The 16,013-nt window shown below is 45.0% G+C and carries 11 protein-coding genes; all 11 read left to right on the top strand.

Translation table 11 applies throughout. The annotated features are described in order from the left end of the window. The first annotated feature begins 93 nt into the window (after window positions 1-93). The 11 genes from P4361_RS05515 (at window position 94) to proP (ending at window position 15,892) form a co-directional block, all read left to right on the top strand. The gene (locus P4361_RS05515; protein ID WP_328088535.1) at window positions 94-837 is read left to right on the top strand and encodes a DUF2161 domain-containing phosphodiesterase; all 744 of its coding nucleotides are present in this window, start codon (window positions 94-96) and stop codon (window positions 835-837) included. Window positions 838-974: 137 nt separating this feature from the next. Continuing rightward, window positions 975-3,884, top strand: a complete 2,910-nt coding sequence (gene pulA / locus P4361_RS05520) for a type I pullulanase (RefSeq protein WP_328088536.1) — start codon at window positions 975-977, stop codon at window positions 3,882-3,884. Window positions 3,885-4,045: 161 nt separating this feature from the next. Further along, window positions 4,046-5,050, top strand: coding sequence for a hydroxyectoine utilization dehydratase EutB (eutB, locus tag P4361_RS05525; protein ID WP_328088537.1), 1,005 nt, complete (start codon window positions 4,046-4,048; stop codon window positions 5,048-5,050). A gap of 145 nt (window positions 5,051-5,195) precedes the next feature. After that, window positions 5,196-6,887, top strand: coding sequence for a PucR family transcriptional regulator (locus P4361_RS05530; RefSeq protein WP_328088538.1), 1,692 nt, complete (start codon window positions 5,196-5,198; stop codon window positions 6,885-6,887). 252 nt (window positions 6,888-7,139) lie between these two features. Continuing rightward, entirely contained in the window at window positions 7,140-8,333 is a 1,194-nt protein-coding gene (locus P4361_RS05535; RefSeq protein ID WP_328088539.1) for a M24 family metallopeptidase, read from the top strand. Between the two features lie 17 nt (window positions 8,334-8,350). After that, window positions 8,351-9,355 carry a cyclodeaminase gene (locus P4361_RS05540; RefSeq protein ID WP_328088540.1) on the top strand — a complete coding sequence of 335 codons (1,005 nt, stop codon included), beginning with the start codon at window positions 8,351-8,353 and terminating at the stop codon, window positions 9,353-9,355. A 14-nt stretch (window positions 9,356-9,369) separates the two neighbouring features. Continuing rightward, entirely contained in the window at window positions 9,370-10,569 is a 1,200-nt protein-coding gene (locus P4361_RS05545) for a cystathionine gamma-synthase family protein (RefSeq protein ID WP_328088541.1), read from the top strand. A 35-nt stretch (window positions 10,570-10,604) separates the two neighbouring features. Beyond that, entirely contained in the window at window positions 10,605-11,852 is a 1,248-nt protein-coding gene (locus tag P4361_RS05550) for a M20 family metallopeptidase (RefSeq protein ID WP_328088542.1), read from the top strand. Then, complete coding sequence (locus P4361_RS05555; RefSeq protein ID WP_328088543.1) at window positions 11,842-12,897, top strand: homoserine dehydrogenase; 1,056 nt, start codon at window positions 11,842-11,844, stop codon at window positions 12,895-12,897. Before P4361_RS05550 ends, P4361_RS05555 begins: the two co-directional genes overlap by 11 nt. Window positions 12,898-12,919: 22 nt before the next feature. Continuing rightward, window positions 12,920-14,359: an aldehyde dehydrogenase family protein gene (locus P4361_RS05560; protein WP_328088544.1), complete on the top strand. Its 1,440-nt coding sequence runs from the start codon at window positions 12,920-12,922 to the stop codon at window positions 14,357-14,359. A 6-nt stretch (window positions 14,360-14,365) separates the two neighbouring features. After that, entirely contained in the window at window positions 14,366-15,892 is a 1,527-nt protein-coding gene (proP, locus tag P4361_RS05565) for a glycine betaine/L-proline transporter ProP (RefSeq protein ID WP_425590225.1), read from the top strand. Window positions 15,893-16,013: the final 121 nt, after the last annotated feature.

The following is a 16,013-nucleotide window of genomic DNA, read 5'->3' on the forward strand; positions in this document are numbered from 1 at the left end:
TTCAGCGCACGCCCCGCGGAAAGCGAGCATCCTGAAACGGAAATCAACCACTCTCAAGAGCAACAATGGTTGCGAAAACAGGCAGAGGTTTTTATGAATAACAAAAATGACAAACGATATGAAACAGACTTGTACGAACCAGTAAGGGATTTTTTTATGGAAAAAGGGTTTGAAGTGTATGGGGAGGTCAACCACTGTGACATTGTGGTGGTCAAGGAAGATGAATTGATCATTGTCGAATTGAAGCTGAATCTGAATGTTGACCTCCTCGTCCAGGCAACAAACAGACAGAGGCTGACGGATTTCGTATACATCGCTATTCCGAGGCCTAAATACAAATTAAGATCAAAAAAGTGGCAGGACACCCTTCATTTGATCAGAAGGCTGGAGCTTGGCTTGCTGCTCGTTTCATTTCCAAAAAGCGGACCTGTAGTGGAAACCATTCTTTCTCCTGGAGCGTTTGACCGGTTAAAAAGCCAGCAGCGCTATAAGAAGAAACGAACCAAGCTTCTGGAAGAAATTAAGGGAAGAAATGGAGATTATAATGTTGGAGGCAGCAACAAAAAGAAGCTCATGACCGCCTACAAAGAAAATTGCATCCAGATCGCCTTTCTGCTTGATCAGCTTGGGCCGTTGTCCCCAAAAGCGCTTCGGGAACTAGGGACAGGTGAGAAAACCCTTTCGATTCTGAACAAAAATTATTATGGCTGGTTTGAGAAAATTGCCAGGGGAATGTATGGGGTCAGTGAAAAAGGAAAGAAAGAGATGGCTTTGTTTCCTGAGCAAGTCAGGTATTACAGCGAGTTACTGGAAAAAGTAAAACCGGAAACGGATTAGAAACCTCTAATTCGTTTTTTTTTTTTTGCCAATCAGACTATTTACCCATCTATTGTGCAACCGCTTTCATTTGTTTCTTTATAATGGTAAAGTTATGTTTGAAATCCACATTTTGTAATGTAAAGGGAGGATAAGGAATGAAGTTGGCATTGATCAAGCGATTTATTGCATTACTCTCGATTTTTACTTTAGTCATTGGAGGTCTTTTTTCTTTCCATTATGTGCAATCGTTTGCAGAAGCGGCGTCTGGAAAAACAAAAGTCACGATTCACTACAAGCCTGCAGAAGGCAGCACGAAGGACTGGAATTTGTGGGTCTTTCCTGAAGGCGGAGAAGGAAAAGCCTATCCGTTTACAGGAGAGGACAAGTTCGGAAAGGTAGCCGAGATCGAGCTTGACGGTACATACAAGAAAGTCGGCTTCATCGTAAGAACGGACAGCTGGGAAAAGGATGGCGGAGACCGTTTTATTGATATCTCTGCCGGCGAAGGCGAAGTTTGGGTGAAGTCCGGTGATGACAATACTTACACAGAGCCGCCAGATGGAGAGTATCGAGACCTTCCTGCTTATGAAGATATTAATGTGAAGGTTCACTATTTCAGATACGACAATCAATATGAGTGCTGGAACCTATGGACCTGGCCGGAGAACGGCGAAGGAAAAGCGGTTCAATTTACCGATGAAGATGAATTTGGCAAAGTGGCCAACATCAAGATGGATAACTTGAAGGACGTTCATAAAATCGGGCTTATTGTAAGAAAAAGCGTGCCCGGAAATGAGTGGGCTGATAAGGAATTTAATGATAGATACGTAACAAAGTTTCACGAAGACGGTTCTGCAGAAGTGTGGATCGCACAGGGGCAGGAGCGCATTTATTATGACAAAGACTTGGTCGACCGTACGCCGAAAATCGTAAAAGCCAGCCTTGATGGGTTCAATGAAATTACGTTTGAAACCAACTTCCCGTTTGATATAAAAAATCACGGTCTTTCCCTTTCAGGCGGAGCAGCTATAGAAGAAGTTGTTCCTTATGACAGCAAAGCAGGCGATTTTACAAACAAAGTTAAAGTCATCACTTCGAAAAATCTGGATCTTACAAAAGTTTACAAGATCTCTAAAGAGAATTTTGGAGAAGCCGCAGTACAGACAGGCAAGGTGGTCCGTACACCGGAATTTGATAAGCAGTTCTTCTATAACGGTAAAGATTTAGGAAACACCTATTCTAAAAAAGAAACGAGTTTCAGGCTTTGGGCACCAACTGCTAGTGAAGCCAAGATCGTGGTCTACAAATCATGGAAAGAAGAGAAGGGGACCGAGCTGCCATTGAAGAAGTCCGAGCGAGGCACTTGGAAAACAACTCTTAACGGCAATCAAGAGGGTCTGATTTATACGTACAAAGTAAAGATTGGCGACCAGTGGAATGAAGCCGTGGACCCCTACGCACGTGCAGTAACGGTAAATGGCGATAAGGGTGCTGTTATCAATTTGGATAATACCAATCCGAAGCATTTTCACAAAAGAATGAAGGCCTTCACTCCTGAAGATGCCATCATTTACGAGCTTCATGTCAGAGATTTATCCATGCATCCAAAAAGCGGCATCAAGCATAAAGGAAAGTTCTTGGGAGTAGCTGAAGAAAAAACAACCGGGCCAGCGGGAGTAAAAACAGGACTGAACCATATTAAAGATCTCGGTGTTACACACGTTCAGCTGCTTCCAATCTATGATTATAATACGGTTGATGAGACAAAATTGAATGAACCGCAATTCAACTGGGGCTATGATCCGAAGAATTATAATGCACCAGAGGGCTCGTATTCTACTGATCCTTATAAGCCAGCAGTCCGGATCAAAGAGATGAAACAGATGGTCAACACCCTGCATCACAACAAACTTCGGGTCATAATGGACGTGGTATATAACCACATGTTCGCAGCTGGGGAGTCTAACTTCCAGAAGCTTGTACCGGGCTATTATTTCCGTTATAACGAAGACGGAACGTTGTCGAACGGTACAGGTGTAGGGAATGATACGGCATCAAAGCGTAAGATGATGCGCAAATTTATCGTAGACTCTGTGAGCTATTGGGCCAAAGAATACAATCTGGATGGTTTCCGCTTCGACTTGATGGGTATCCATGACGTTGAAACGATGAACCTGGTCAGAAAAGCATTGAACACAATTGATCCTTCTATTATAGTGCTTGGCGAAGGTTGGGATCTCAACACACCGATTGATCCTGAAACCAAAGCGAATCAAAAGAATGCCGGAAAAATGCCGGGAATCGCTCATTTCAACGATGGCATACGTGATGGTCTAAAAGGCAGCGTGTTCAATGATACAGATAAAGGATTTGTGAACGGTAAACCGGGTACAGAGGATGCCATTAAAGAAGGTGTAAAAGCAGGCATCGATTATCCAAGCACGACGGCAACCTATAAGGATCCGCAGCAAGTGATAACATACGTAGAAGCTCACGATAACCACACCTTATGGGATAAATTGCAGCTGACCAATCCGGAGAGTTCAGTTGATACCCGTAAGAAAATGCACAAGCTTGCGTCCTCTATTATCCTGACGTCACAAGGCATTTCGTTCCTGCATGCCGGCCAGGAGTTCATGAGAACGAAAGGCGGCGACCATAATAGCTACAGATCTCCTGATTCTGTGAACCAGCTTGATTGGCAGCGCCGAGCAGTCTTCAGCAAAGAAGTAGATTATATGAAAGGCCTTATCAAGCTGCGCAAGAGCCATCCGGCATTCCGAATGAGAACAGCACAGGATATCCGAAGTCACTTAATGTTCCTTCCAGCTCCGAAAAATACAGTCATTTATGATCTGAAAGGACACGCAAACAAAGACAAGGCAAAAGATCTAGTTGTCGTGTACAACGCCAACGAAACTGTACAAACGATCTCTCTTCCAACGGTCGGACCATGGAAGGTGCTTGCCAATGGTGAGAAAGCGGGAAACAAATCACTCGGTACACTGCTGGGCAAAAAGATAAAGGTCCCTGCACTTAGTGCTGTTGTTCTTGAAGGGAAATAACAAAAAGCTAAAGCGAAAGGCTGCCGGCGTAACCCGGCGGCCTTTTTGATGTCAATTTGTACGAAAACTCAATTCAATCACTATTCACTATTAACAGTAGATTACAGAATATTCATACTATATAATCCGAAGTAGGAATGATACTCAGGGAGGGGACCAGCATGAAAGAAATAATAAGTACAAACATAAAAGCTGAAGTGACGATTCGGGAGGTGTGGGAAGCCAAAAAGAGGATCGGTTCCCTGATAAAAAAAACACCTGCTGTTGAATCTTTTATTCTATCTGAAAGAGCAGGACGGCCAGTTTATCTTAAACTTGAGACGGTTCATGATACAGGAGCATTTAAAGTCCGGGGGGCAGCGAACAAAATTTTAAGTTTAAGTGAAGAGGAAAAAAAGAGGGGAGTTACAACGTATTCTACGGGAAATCATGGAATGGCAGTAGCCTATGTGGCGAAAAAACTAGGCATTGAGGCCACTGTTTGTATATCCAACCGGGTGCCAAAAGCAAAAGTTGATTCTCTTAAGAGACTGGGTGCTGTCATTGAATTTTGTGGAGAAAGCCAGGATGAGGCTGGCGAAAGATGTTTCACATTAGAAAAAGAGCAGGGATTGACCGTGATCGAGCCATTCGATGATCCGCACATAATCGCAGGACAGGGTACCATTGGTTTGGAACTGCTTGAAGATATTCCATGTTTAACTGATGTGATCGTGCCGCTTTCGGGTGGGGGGCTGCTATCCGGCATTGGTATGGCGGTTAAGTCAAACGACCCGGGGATCAGGGTGACTGGGGTCTCCATGGCAGAATCCGCAGTGATGTATGAAAGCCTTAGAGCAGGGAAACCCGTAAAATTACCTGAGAAGGATACGCTTGCTGACAGCCTGCTCGGAGGAATTGGCCTGGACAATCGCTATACCTTTGAAATGGTAAAAAGGTATATGGACCAGGTTCTATTAATCTCTGAAGATGAGATTGCCTACAGCATGGCCTATATGATGGATCATCACCGAATGATCATGGAAGGAGCAGCAGGTACTGCAATTGCAGCATTACTAGGAAAGAAAATAGAGCACCAGGAAGGAGCAATTGCTGTCATTATCACAGGCCATAATGTAGATCTTTCGGTGGTACAACGAATTCTTCAAACCTACTCACCTTCTTGAAATTACCCATTTTTCCGTAAGATTGTACAGGGGAATTTGGTTTTGTGTTTAAAATATAGTAGAGATCTTCCCGATTATTGTGATGTGCTATATTTAACAATATGTATAATTCAGGAAGGAACATCTTGCGGTCAGGAGGGTTCATATGAGGTTAGCAGTAGGGGATATATTAAACTTCGAGATTATGAAAAATGCCAGAGTACGAACTGGGGGCCATATCCTGAACGAACGGTATGTTCAATGGATTTCTGCTATAGAGATGCCAGTAGAGAATTTTGTCCGCAAAAATGAAGTGGTCCTGAGCACGGCCATTGGGTGCGGCCATGATGTTTTGTTATTCAAAAAATTTGTTGAAGACATCATACAATCTGAAGCTTCAGCGCTTATTATTGCTTTAGGCCGTTACATATATGATGTTCCAAAAGAAGTGATGGAGCTTGCAGAAAAACATAACTTTATCATTATCGAAATTCCATGGGAAATCCGTTTTGCTACCATCATTGAAGATGTTCTTAGAGAACTCAATGACAGGCAGTTTAAAGACCGGGAAAAATCTGAAAAAGTTCAGCAGGAACTCCTTAAACTCATTCTGAAGGAAACAAGCCTGAACGAAATATCCGGTTATATTCAAAAACATATAGGCTGTCCTCTCGTTATTACTGACAGAGCGGGAATTATTCAGGACAGGGCTGAAGCATGCGAGCCTGACGCCAGATGGAAATACTATGACATGAAAGATTGCATCTCCACAGAAAAAACACCTGCCGTTCTGCCGCAGGATCCGATGTTTCAAAAGTTTCATCTTATTGAACGTGAGGGTGAGTCAATTCTTCAACTGCCAATACTAAAGGCTTCAGGTGATATACAGGGATATTTATTTGTTCTGCCTCCAAACGATTTGGTGATCGAAGAGTTTTTAAATCAATACCGTGTGAACGTGCTCGAACATTCTGCTACCACGATCGCTCTTTGGCTGTCGCGCCAAAATGCCATTGAAGAAACGGAGATGCGTCTTCGCAGTGATTTTGTTCAGGAATTGGCAAAAGGAGAGTTTTCTTCCCGGGAACAAGCTGAATCCAGAGCAAAATTGCTCGGGTTTAATATTAAACTCCCTTATGTTTGTATTGCTGGCTATCCTGAAAACCTGGCACTATTGTTTAAAAAAAGAAAGCAGCACTATGATTCGTATGAGCACTGGCTTGACAGCATGATCCGCTACATTGAGGAAGAAATTTATTATGCGGCACAATCTCTAAAAAAAGAAGTGATGATGACCTATCAAGGCGAAAAACTTATCCTTTTTGTAGAAATCACAAGCAATGAGAACCCTGCACATCATTTTTTGGATCTGGTTGAGAGGCGTCTCCGGAATCTGCTGCCGGATGTCATCATTTCATGGGGAATCGGCGGGCATCAGGAGGAGGTTGCTGGGTTTAAAAAAGGATTTGACCAGGCAAAGACCGCACTGCAGATTGGTAGAAATAAGAAGGGAGCAGGACACCGGGTACTGTATGAAAACACAAAGGTTGACCGGGTGCTGTTGACTCTTGCACAAAACAAAGAAATGAAAGAAATCATCGTATCAGCGATCGAACCGCTTATTCAATATGACCAGCAGCGCACTATGGATCTTATCGGAACGTTCACCACCTACAATGAATGCCACGGAAATGTGAGTCAGACCGCGCGCCTGCTAAATCTTCACCGGCAATCCCTATTGTACAGGCTGCGTAAAATAGAGACCCTGACCGGCCTTTCCCTGATCGACACGGATGATTTATTTTTATTGGATCTCAGTATCAAAACCTGGAAGTTAGGGTTAACTGAAGCACGATAACCTATTAACAGCTAAATACTTTCAAAGATAAATTAACAATCTTTTATTAATAAAATATTTGAGAGCTTGTCTGAACATGGACAAGCTCTTTTTTTTATGTGTGCTAGCATTCTGAAAAATTGACTAAAACTTTTTACAAAAGTTCATACATATTTGCAGATGATGAATAGATGGAGGGTGTTCTATACTAAGTTTATAAATTCATTATTCATAAAATTCTAATAATTATACAAAAACAGGAGGGAAGGTCCTATGTCATTTGGGACAGCTGAATATCAGGAAAGAATTTATAAAACGAAAAAGAGTATGGCAGAGAAAGGAATAGAAGTCCTCCTGATTACAGACCCGGCCAATATGAACTATTTGTCAGGATACGATGGATGGTCGTTTTACGTCCATCAAATGCTGATCGTCATTAATGACGAAGATCAGCCGATCTGGATCGGCCGCGGCCAGGATGCCAATGGGGCAAAAGCAACGTCATGGCTTTACCATGAGAACCTGATTCCTTATTCCGACGATTATGTCCAATCGGACTCGAAGCATCCTATGGATTTTGTGGCCGATATCCTAAAGCAGATCGGGCAGGACAAGCGTTCGATCGGTGTGGAGATGGACAATTATTATTTTACGGCTAAATGTTATGAGCAGTTAAAGAAGGGGCTCTCCAATGCTTCGTTTAAAGATGCCACATTATTAGTAAACTGGGTTCGCCTCGTAAAATCAGATGCCGAAATTACGTATATGAAACGCGCCGCTGAAATTGTGGAAAATGCCATGATGAAAGGAATCGGGCTCATTAATGAAGGCGTCAGGGAATGTGATGTGGCCGCCGAGATTTTTCATACCCAAATCAAAGGGACGAAAGACTTTGGCGGTGACTATCCGGCGATCGTGCCCCTGCTGCCTTCAGGAGAAAAAACGTCTACACCTCACTTGACCTGGACGGATGACCGGTATAAAAAAGGGGACTCCGTCATTTTGGAACTGGCAGGCTGCTATAGACGGTATCATTCCCCGCTTGCAAGAACAGTAAATATCGGACCGCCATCCGACAAGCTCAAAAATCTTTCCGATGTTGTAGTAGAAGGGCTGAATGCATGCCTGGACATGATCAAGCCGGGAATTGCCTGTGAGGAAATTGAAGAAATGTGGAGAAAGACGATCCACAAAAGCGGCATTGTTAAAGAATCGCGGCTTGGCTATGCGATGGGACTAAATTATCCGCCGGACTGGGGTGAGCACACGGCAAGCATCCGGAAAGGAGACCGAACCATTCTGCAGCCGAATATGACCTTCCACCTCATCCCCGGAATCTGGCTTGATCAATACGGCTTTGAAGCCAGCGAATCTTTCCGGGTAACTGCGGACGGCTGTGAAGCCTTTGCTTCAATGCCAAGACAACTGTTTATCAAAGATGGAGTGCTGGAAACGAACATGAACTAAAAGGGGTGAAGGGAAAAATGTATATTTTCACAGAGCAGGAATTGAAGCAGCATATCTCATTAAACCTGGACGCTCTTTCCGTTGTTGAAGAAGGCTTTTCTTACCTAGCCGAAGATAAAGTAACCATGCCGCCCATCATGCGGGTTGATGTTCATGATCATAACGGAGAAGTGGACGTGAAAACCGCCTATGTCGAAGGGAAAGACATGTTTGCGATTAAAGTGTCTTCTGGATTTTTTAACAATTACCAGATCGGCCTGCCGAGCGGAAGCGGACTGATGATGCTCATCAGTGCAAAAACAGGTGTGCCGCAGGCGATCTTGCTTGATAACGGTTATCTTACCGATATTCGTACGGCTGCCGCCGGTGCTATTGCTGCTAAATATCTATCAAGAGAAAAGATACAAACCGTTGGCGTGATCGGCTCAGGAAGCCAGGCGAGATACCAGGTAAAAGCCTTGCGGCTAGTAAGGGACTTTCAAGAGGTGCTCGTCTATGGTCGGTCAGTTGAACGGGCGAAGGCCTATGCTGAGGAAATGTCAGCTGAGCTTGGGATTGAGGTCAAAGCGGTCGAAAGCGCAGAGGCGGTTGTACGCAACAGTGATCTCGTCATTACAACTACGCCGGCAAAGGAACCGGTGATTAAAGCTGAATGGCTCCATCCAGGAATTCATATTACAGCGATGGGATCGGACGCCGAGCACAAGCAGGAACTCGAGGCTGAAGTATTGGCACAGGCCGGACGGCTTGTTTGCGACACCATCGCTCAATGTGAGCGGTTAGGCGAACTTCATCATGCATATGATCGAGGACTTTTATCCCGTGAACAGCCTATCGTTGAGCTCGGGGAGCTGACCTCGCAAAAAACAGTAGGCCGGCAGGATGAAGAACAGATTACGATCTGTGACTTAACCGGAACAGGAGTACAGGATACCGCCATGGCTTTGTTTGCTTTTCAAGAAATGTTGAAACGAGGAATTGGTTTGGAAATAGAAAACAAAGAAGCAGCCTTAAAAAATTAACGAGGAGTGATCTCATGACAAATCAAAACGTAAAAGCAGGCACGAAGTCCGTGTGGGCAGGGGAAAAAGAGTATTTGGTGCACGGTGCCACCCAGGTGCCGGTCGTTCTAAGTGTAGCGTATGGCTACGACGATATGGATGATTGGTATGACGTCGCCATCGGGAAGAAAAAAGGGCATATATACGGACGAAACACAAATCCGACGGTCCAGGCTTTTGAAGACAAAGTAAAAATTCTCGAAGGAGCCGAAGCTGCTACGAGTTTTTCAACAGGAATGGCAGCGATCAGCAATACACTTTCTACTTTTTTAGTGCCTGGTGACCGGATCGTCTCCATCAAGGATACCTATGGCGGAACCAATAAAATATTCACAGAATTCCTCCCCCGGCAGCAGATCGAGGTTGCGTTATGTGAAACCGGCAACCATGAACAGATTGAAAAAGAAGTAGCAAAAGGCTGCAGTATTCTGTATTTGGAAACACCAACCAATCCAACGGTTAAAATTACAGACATTGAGAGGATGGCCAAAGCAGGACGTGAAGCGGGTGCGTTAGTGGTAGTTGACAATACGTTCGGAACACCGATCAACCAGAATCCGCTCGCTTTGGGAGCAGATCTTGTCATCCATAGTGCGACCAAATTTTTGGGAGGACATGCCGATGCGCTTGGAGGGGTAGTGTGCGGTTCGGGGGAATTGGTGGAAAAAATCTATCATTTCCGTGAAATCAACGGAGCAACGATGGATCCGATGGCTGCTTACCTCATCTTAAGGGGGATGAAAACCCTTCAGCTGCGTGTTCGCCAGCAAACTGAAAATGCAATGGAGCTTGCTAAATTCCTCCAAACCCAAGACTTGGTAGAAGGAGTTTATTATCCTGGACTTGAAACACATCCAAACCATGAAATTGCGAAAAAGCAGATGAAGGGATTTGGCGGAATGCTCAGCTTTGCGGTAAAAGGAGGCGTCGAAACGGTCAGGGACCTGCTTCCAAAATTGCAATTTGCTAACCGTGCGGCCAATCTTGGCGCAGTGGAAACAACCGTCGGCCCTGCACGTACGACAAGCCACGTGGAATGTACACCGGAAGAACGGGCGGCGATGGGAATTCCTGAAGGATTGATCCGCATCTCCTGCGGCATAGAGGACATCGAAGATATTATTGCAGACTTTGAGCAGGCTTTTCAACATGTGGAAAGTGCTTTAAAAGTCTAAAAGATAGCAAGTGTGTTTGAGGAGATGAATGACAAATGGCAAATCATCAGTTTGTTGCTGCTTCGGTAAAAGGGTTGAATGAAAAATTGATTGCCTGGAGGCGGCAGATCCATCAAAACCCTGAACTCAGTTTTCAGGAATTTGAAACGTCAAGCCTGGTGGCAGAAACATTAAGGCGGATTCCCGGAATGAAAACGGAAATCGGAGTGGGTGTTCCCACTGGTGTTGTAGGGACCCTTACCTCAGGGGAAGGACCGGTCATCGCCATCCGCGCAGACATGGATGCCTTACCCATTCATGAGAAAAATGCAATTGGTTACAAATCCGGGAACGAGGGTGTGATGCATGCTTGCGGTCATGATGCCCATACATCCATCCTGCTGGGGGTTGCCAGCCTTCTGGCAGACGCATTTGAACGGGGAGATATACAGGGTAAGGTAAAATTTGTTTTTCAGCCGGCAGAAGAAAGCATTGATGAACACGGACTGTCAGGTTCTCCGTATATGGTTCAGGCAGGAGCCTATGATGAAGCAGATGCAGCCATAGCCCTCCATATGTGCCCTTGGCTTCCGGCTGGTGCTATTCAAGTGAACGATGGCTACAGCATGGCCAATGTTGATGTGTTCCAGGGCAAAATTTATGGAACAGGAGGACACGGTGCTTATCCTGAACAGGGAACCGACCCCATTTGGATGCTGGGGCCTGTCATGCAGGCACTGCATGGCATTGTGGCACGGAAAGTATCGGCAATGGAGTCAGCCGTGATCAGCATAGGTGAGATCCATGCGGGTTCGGCAAGCAATATTATTCCTACCGAGGTATCCATATCGGGAACGATTCGCAGCTATTCACCTGAAATACGCGGCATGCTCGCCTCAGAATTGGAAAAGGCGTTTTCGATTGTTCAGCCTCTAGGAGGAGAGTACTCTTTCAAAGTAGACCGGGGCGAGCCTGCGCTGAAGAATCATAAAACCATCAACAAGTGGTTTATGGAGGCGGCAAGAGAGCTTTATCCCGAAATCACGATTAAAAGAGGCCCGTTTGGAATGGGCGGAGAAGATTTTGGATATGTAACACAGAAAACGCCGGGTGCCATGTTCTTTTTGGGATGTGCCGAGCAAGGACAAGACCAGAGAGATTTGCACACTCCATTTTTTGATATAAATGAAGACTGCCTGCCAATCGGGACAGCGATTCTAGCACAGACAGCTATAAAGTATTTAAAAGGCGAGGTATTCCTGCCAAGCCGTGAAAAGGTGGAGGTAGACACATATGGCACATAAACTTGCTTTTATTGGGTTTGGAACAGTCGGCCAGGGATTGGCTGAAATTCTAAGGGACAAGCACGAAGATTTAAAGGCTAAAGAGCATTTTGAAGCTGAAATTGTGGCCATCTCTGATTTTAACAAAGGTTCAATCTATCACCCAAACGGTCTGAACATTAATACGGTTTTACAAGTGCTGCGGGATACTGGAAATCTGGAAAACTACCCGCCGGCCCCTGGCCTCGTGACCGGCTGGGACAGCCTAAGGACCATTCGTGAAACTAATGCGGATACCATTATTGAGGTTTCCTATACCGATGTACGTACAGGACAGCCTGCCATCGATCATTGCCGGACGGCATTCTTGGCGAAAAAAAATGTGGTCATGACCAATAAGGGCCCGGTTGCATTGGCGTATAAAGAGCTTTCTGAATTGGCAAAAGGGGAAGGCGTGTACTGGGGATTTGAGGGAACAGTCATGAGCGGAACCCCTTCATTAAGGATGCCTGCTGCCGCTTTGGCGGGGAATGAGATTACAGAAATTCGCGGCATCTTAAACGGTACTACCAATTTTATCTTAACTAAGATGGAAGAAGAGGGAGTAATGTATGAGGAAGCGTTGAAAGAAGCCCAAAAACTGGGTTATGCAGAAGCCGATCCAACCAGTGATGTTGAGGGCTATGATGCGCGATATAAGATTACCATTCTGTCAAACTATGTGATGAACGAACCTTTGCTGGTAGAAGAAGTATCATGCCGGGGGATTACAGATCTCACCCTGAAGGATATTGAAGAGGCAAAAGCCGAAGGGAAACGGTGGAAACTGCTGGCCAAAGCTCGTAAAGAAAACGGGAAAGTTAATGCTTCTATCGCTCCTGAAAAGATCGATATGACTGATCCGCTTGCTTCCATCAGCGGAGCTGTAAACGCCATTGCTTATGATTGTGATCTCTTAGGAACTGTTACGCTAAGCGGAGCAGGTGCAGGTAAGGTTGAAACAGGCTTTTCCTTGTTAATCGATTTAATTAACATTGATCGCGAAAGAAAACTCGTAAACATTTAAACAGTGGAAGGCGGGGATGTTGATGACGACTCAGGTTGCTGGCCAAAAGATGTTTTTAGCAGGAAAATGGGTACACCGTGATAGAACCATTGAGGTTCGGGACCCGCAGGATAACAGAATGATAGACACTGTTCCTGCAGCTTCAAGAGAAGATATGCTGGCTTGTATTGAGCACGCAAAAGAAGGAGCAAAGATTGCCGCCGCCATGCCGGTGTATGAACGGATGGCTGTCATTCATAAAGCGGCAGACTACATTGAAGCCAATAAAGAAAAGTACGCTTTGACCATTGCGAAGGAAGGCAGCAAGACGATCCGTGAAGCTGCAAAAGAAACCGAAAGATGCATTCAGACCCTCCGTATCAGTGCAGAAGAGGCAAGAAGGATTCAGGGGGAGACCATTCCCTTTGACCAAATGGAAGGGAACAACAACCGGGTTGGCTACTATCAGCGTTTTCCAATTGGAATCATTGGCGCGATCACTCCATTTAATGACCCCCTGAACCTGGTCGCCCATAAAGTAGGGCCGGCAATTGCTTCAGGAAACGCTATCATCGTAAAGCCGGCAACGGTCACTCCGCTAAGTGCGCTGCTGCTTGCTGAGGCATTTGCCCATGGGGGGCTGCCTACAAAAGTATTGTCCGTCATTACGGGACATGGAAGCGAGATCGGAGATGTTCTTGTCACTCACCCAGCCATTCGGATGATTTCCTTTACAGGAGGAGTAGAGGCTGGAGAAGAGATTGTAAGAAAAGCCGGCTTAAAAAAAGTGAGTATGGAACTCGGCTCTAATTCTCCGGTTATTGTTCTGGAAGATGCGGACTTGCATGATGCCGTTGAATCCACAGTCTCCGGGGCCTATTGGGCAGCCGGCCAAAACTGCCTGAGTGTGCAGAGAATCTATGTGCAACAGAGTATTATGTCCGATTTTGAAAAGTCGTTTGTTAAGCGAACAAAACAGTATATCGTAGGCGATAAGCTGTCAGAGCTTACCGATATAGGTCCGCTAATTACTGAAAAGGAGGCGATGCGTGTAGAGAGTCTTGTGAACGAAGCCGTTGATAAAGGTGCTCAACTGCTGACAGGAGGCAAGCGTAATCAAGCGTTTTATTCTCCGACCGTCCTAAAGAATATTCCGGATGACAGCACGATTGCAAAAGAAGAAATTTTTGGCCCGGTTGTACTCCTATACGCTGTTGCGGATGTGGATGAGGCCATTGAAAAATCCAATGAAGTAAGCTACGGGCTGCAGGCAGGTATTTTTACAAAAAACATTGATAAAGCTCAAAAAGCGATTGCCAGGATGGATGTAGGAGGCATCATGATCAACGACAGCAGTGACTACCGAATCGATGCCATGCCGTTTGGTGGCGTGAAGAAGTCTGGCTTGGGACGGGAAGGCATTAAATTTGCGATACAAGAAATGACAGAACCAAAAGTCGTTTGTTATAAACTATCTAACTGAAAAGAGATGAGTGAGAAAACAAGCAAGATTTACGGTATTAAGAGGAGGTACGATGTGGAAAGAGGACAAATAGAAAAGCTGACCAAAGAGGATATCACAGTTGTTGACAATAAAATTGCGAAAAAATCAATATTTGGAACATCTCTTGGCAATGCCATGGAGTGGTTTGATTTTGGCATCTATTCCTACTTAGCGGTTACGATTGGTAAAGTATTTTTCCCTGAAATCGATCCTTCTGCCCAGTTAATCTATGCTTTTGCCACGTTTGCGGTGGCATTTATCGCGAGGCCGATCGGCGGTATAGTGTTTGGAATGATGGGTGACCGTTTAGGCCGAAAGAAAGTTTTGGCCATAACGTTAATCATGATGGCCATTGCCACATTAAGCATCGGACTCATTCCGGGCTATGCAACGATCGGAGCCGCAGCACCAGTTTTATTGCTTGTTGCAAGAATGATACAAGGATTTTCTACCGGCGGAGAGTATGCAGGTGCGATGACGTTTATCGCTGAATCTACACCTGATAAGAAACGAGGGTTTATGTCAAGCGGCCTTGAAGTCGGAACACTTGTCGGGTTCATCGCCGGATCGGGATTAGTTACTCTGCTTACCTTTCTGCTTGGATCTGAAACTATGCTTGAATGGGGCTGGAGAATTCCTTTCTTAATTGCCGCACCTTTAGGGCTGATCGGGTTTTATTTCAGATCGCATCTGGAAGAAACCCCGGCATTCCAGGCGATGAAGGAATCGGCAAAAGAGAGGAAACAGCAAACCTCCCTGAAACATATTTTTACGGAACACTGGCGTTCCCTTTTGATTTGCATTGGCGTCGTTTTTTTCTATAACACCATAAACTATATGATTCTTACGTATATGCCCTCTTATTTATCAGAACAGCTTGGTTTTGGTGAAACAAAGGGGCTGGTCCTCATCCTATTTGTCATGATTGCAATGATTCCCTTTGTTTTGGCAATGGGATACTGGGGTGATCGGATCGGAAGAAACCGCTTGATTAAAGGAGCGTTAATCGGTACGATCGTTCTCAGCATTCCGGCGTTCCTCATGATGGGCACGGGTTCAAGCATTTTGGCTTTTCTGGGATTGCTGACCCTGAGCTGTTTGTTTACAGCCTTTCAAGGCACATTACCTGCTGCATTGCCGTCGTTTTTTTTCACAGAGGTACGATATGGTTCCTTGGCGATAACGTACAATGTTTCAACCTCCATCTTTGGCGGAACTACACCTTTAATCGTAGCATGGCTCGTTAAAGCAACGAATAACAGTATGCTCCCGGCTTATTATTTGATCACGGTCTGTGTTATCGGGATTATTGTAGTAGCATTATTCGTCAAAGAAACAGCAGGAAGGTCATTAAGGGGATCGTACCCCGCTGTAGAAGATCCTGGTGAGATAAAGGAAATACTAATGAATTCAGAGGAAGCTTTGTGGTGGAAGGAAGAAGTTCGGGACAGAAATGAAAGAGCAGCATTGAAAGAAAAAATAAGCATTTTGGGATCTCAGCAGAAAATATAGTAAACATCCAATAAAATTGTTGCAGGCTGCCGAGGCTGACTCGGCAGCCTTTTGATATGAAAATGGTTAGTTTGGGATCGATTTAGGGAAAAGGTTTAGTACAACAACTTTTAATTTTATG

Source organism: Fictibacillus sp. B-59209, from assembly GCF_036216745.1.
Taxonomy (GTDB): Bacteria; Bacillota; Bacilli; order Bacillales; family Fictibacillaceae; genus Fictibacillus_C; species Fictibacillus_C marinisediminis.

What these genes read in the sequence shown, in the direction of transcription:
- P4361_RS05515 (WP_328088535.1), top strand. Translation starts at nt 94, where the DNA reads ATGAATAACAAAAATGACAAACGATATGAAACAGACTTGTACGAACCA.
- pulA (WP_328088536.1), top strand. Translation starts at nt 975, where the DNA reads ATGAAGTTGGCATTGATCAAGCGATTTATTGCATTACTCTCGATTTTT.
- eutB (WP_328088537.1), top strand. Translation starts at nt 4,046, where the DNA reads ATGAAAGAAATAATAAGTACAAACATAAAAGCTGAAGTGACGATTCGG.
- P4361_RS05530 (WP_328088538.1), top strand. Translation starts at nt 5,196, where the DNA reads ATGAGGTTAGCAGTAGGGGATATATTAAACTTCGAGATTATGAAAAAT.
- P4361_RS05535 (WP_328088539.1), top strand. Translation starts at nt 7,140, where the DNA reads ATGTCATTTGGGACAGCTGAATATCAGGAAAGAATTTATAAAACGAAA.
- P4361_RS05540 (WP_328088540.1), top strand. Translation starts at nt 8,351, where the DNA reads ATGTATATTTTCACAGAGCAGGAATTGAAGCAGCATATCTCATTAAAC.
- P4361_RS05545 (WP_328088541.1), top strand. Translation starts at nt 9,370, where the DNA reads ATGACAAATCAAAACGTAAAAGCAGGCACGAAGTCCGTGTGGGCAGGG.
- P4361_RS05550 (WP_328088542.1), top strand. Translation starts at nt 10,605, where the DNA reads ATGGCAAATCATCAGTTTGTTGCTGCTTCGGTAAAAGGGTTGAATGAA.
- P4361_RS05555 (WP_328088543.1), top strand. Translation starts at nt 11,842, where the DNA reads ATGGCACATAAACTTGCTTTTATTGGGTTTGGAACAGTCGGCCAGGGA.
- P4361_RS05560 (WP_328088544.1), top strand. Translation starts at nt 12,920, where the DNA reads ATGACGACTCAGGTTGCTGGCCAAAAGATGTTTTTAGCAGGAAAATGG.
- proP (WP_425590225.1), top strand. Translation starts at nt 14,366, where the DNA reads ATGAGTGAGAAAACAAGCAAGATTTACGGTATTAAGAGGAGGTACGAT.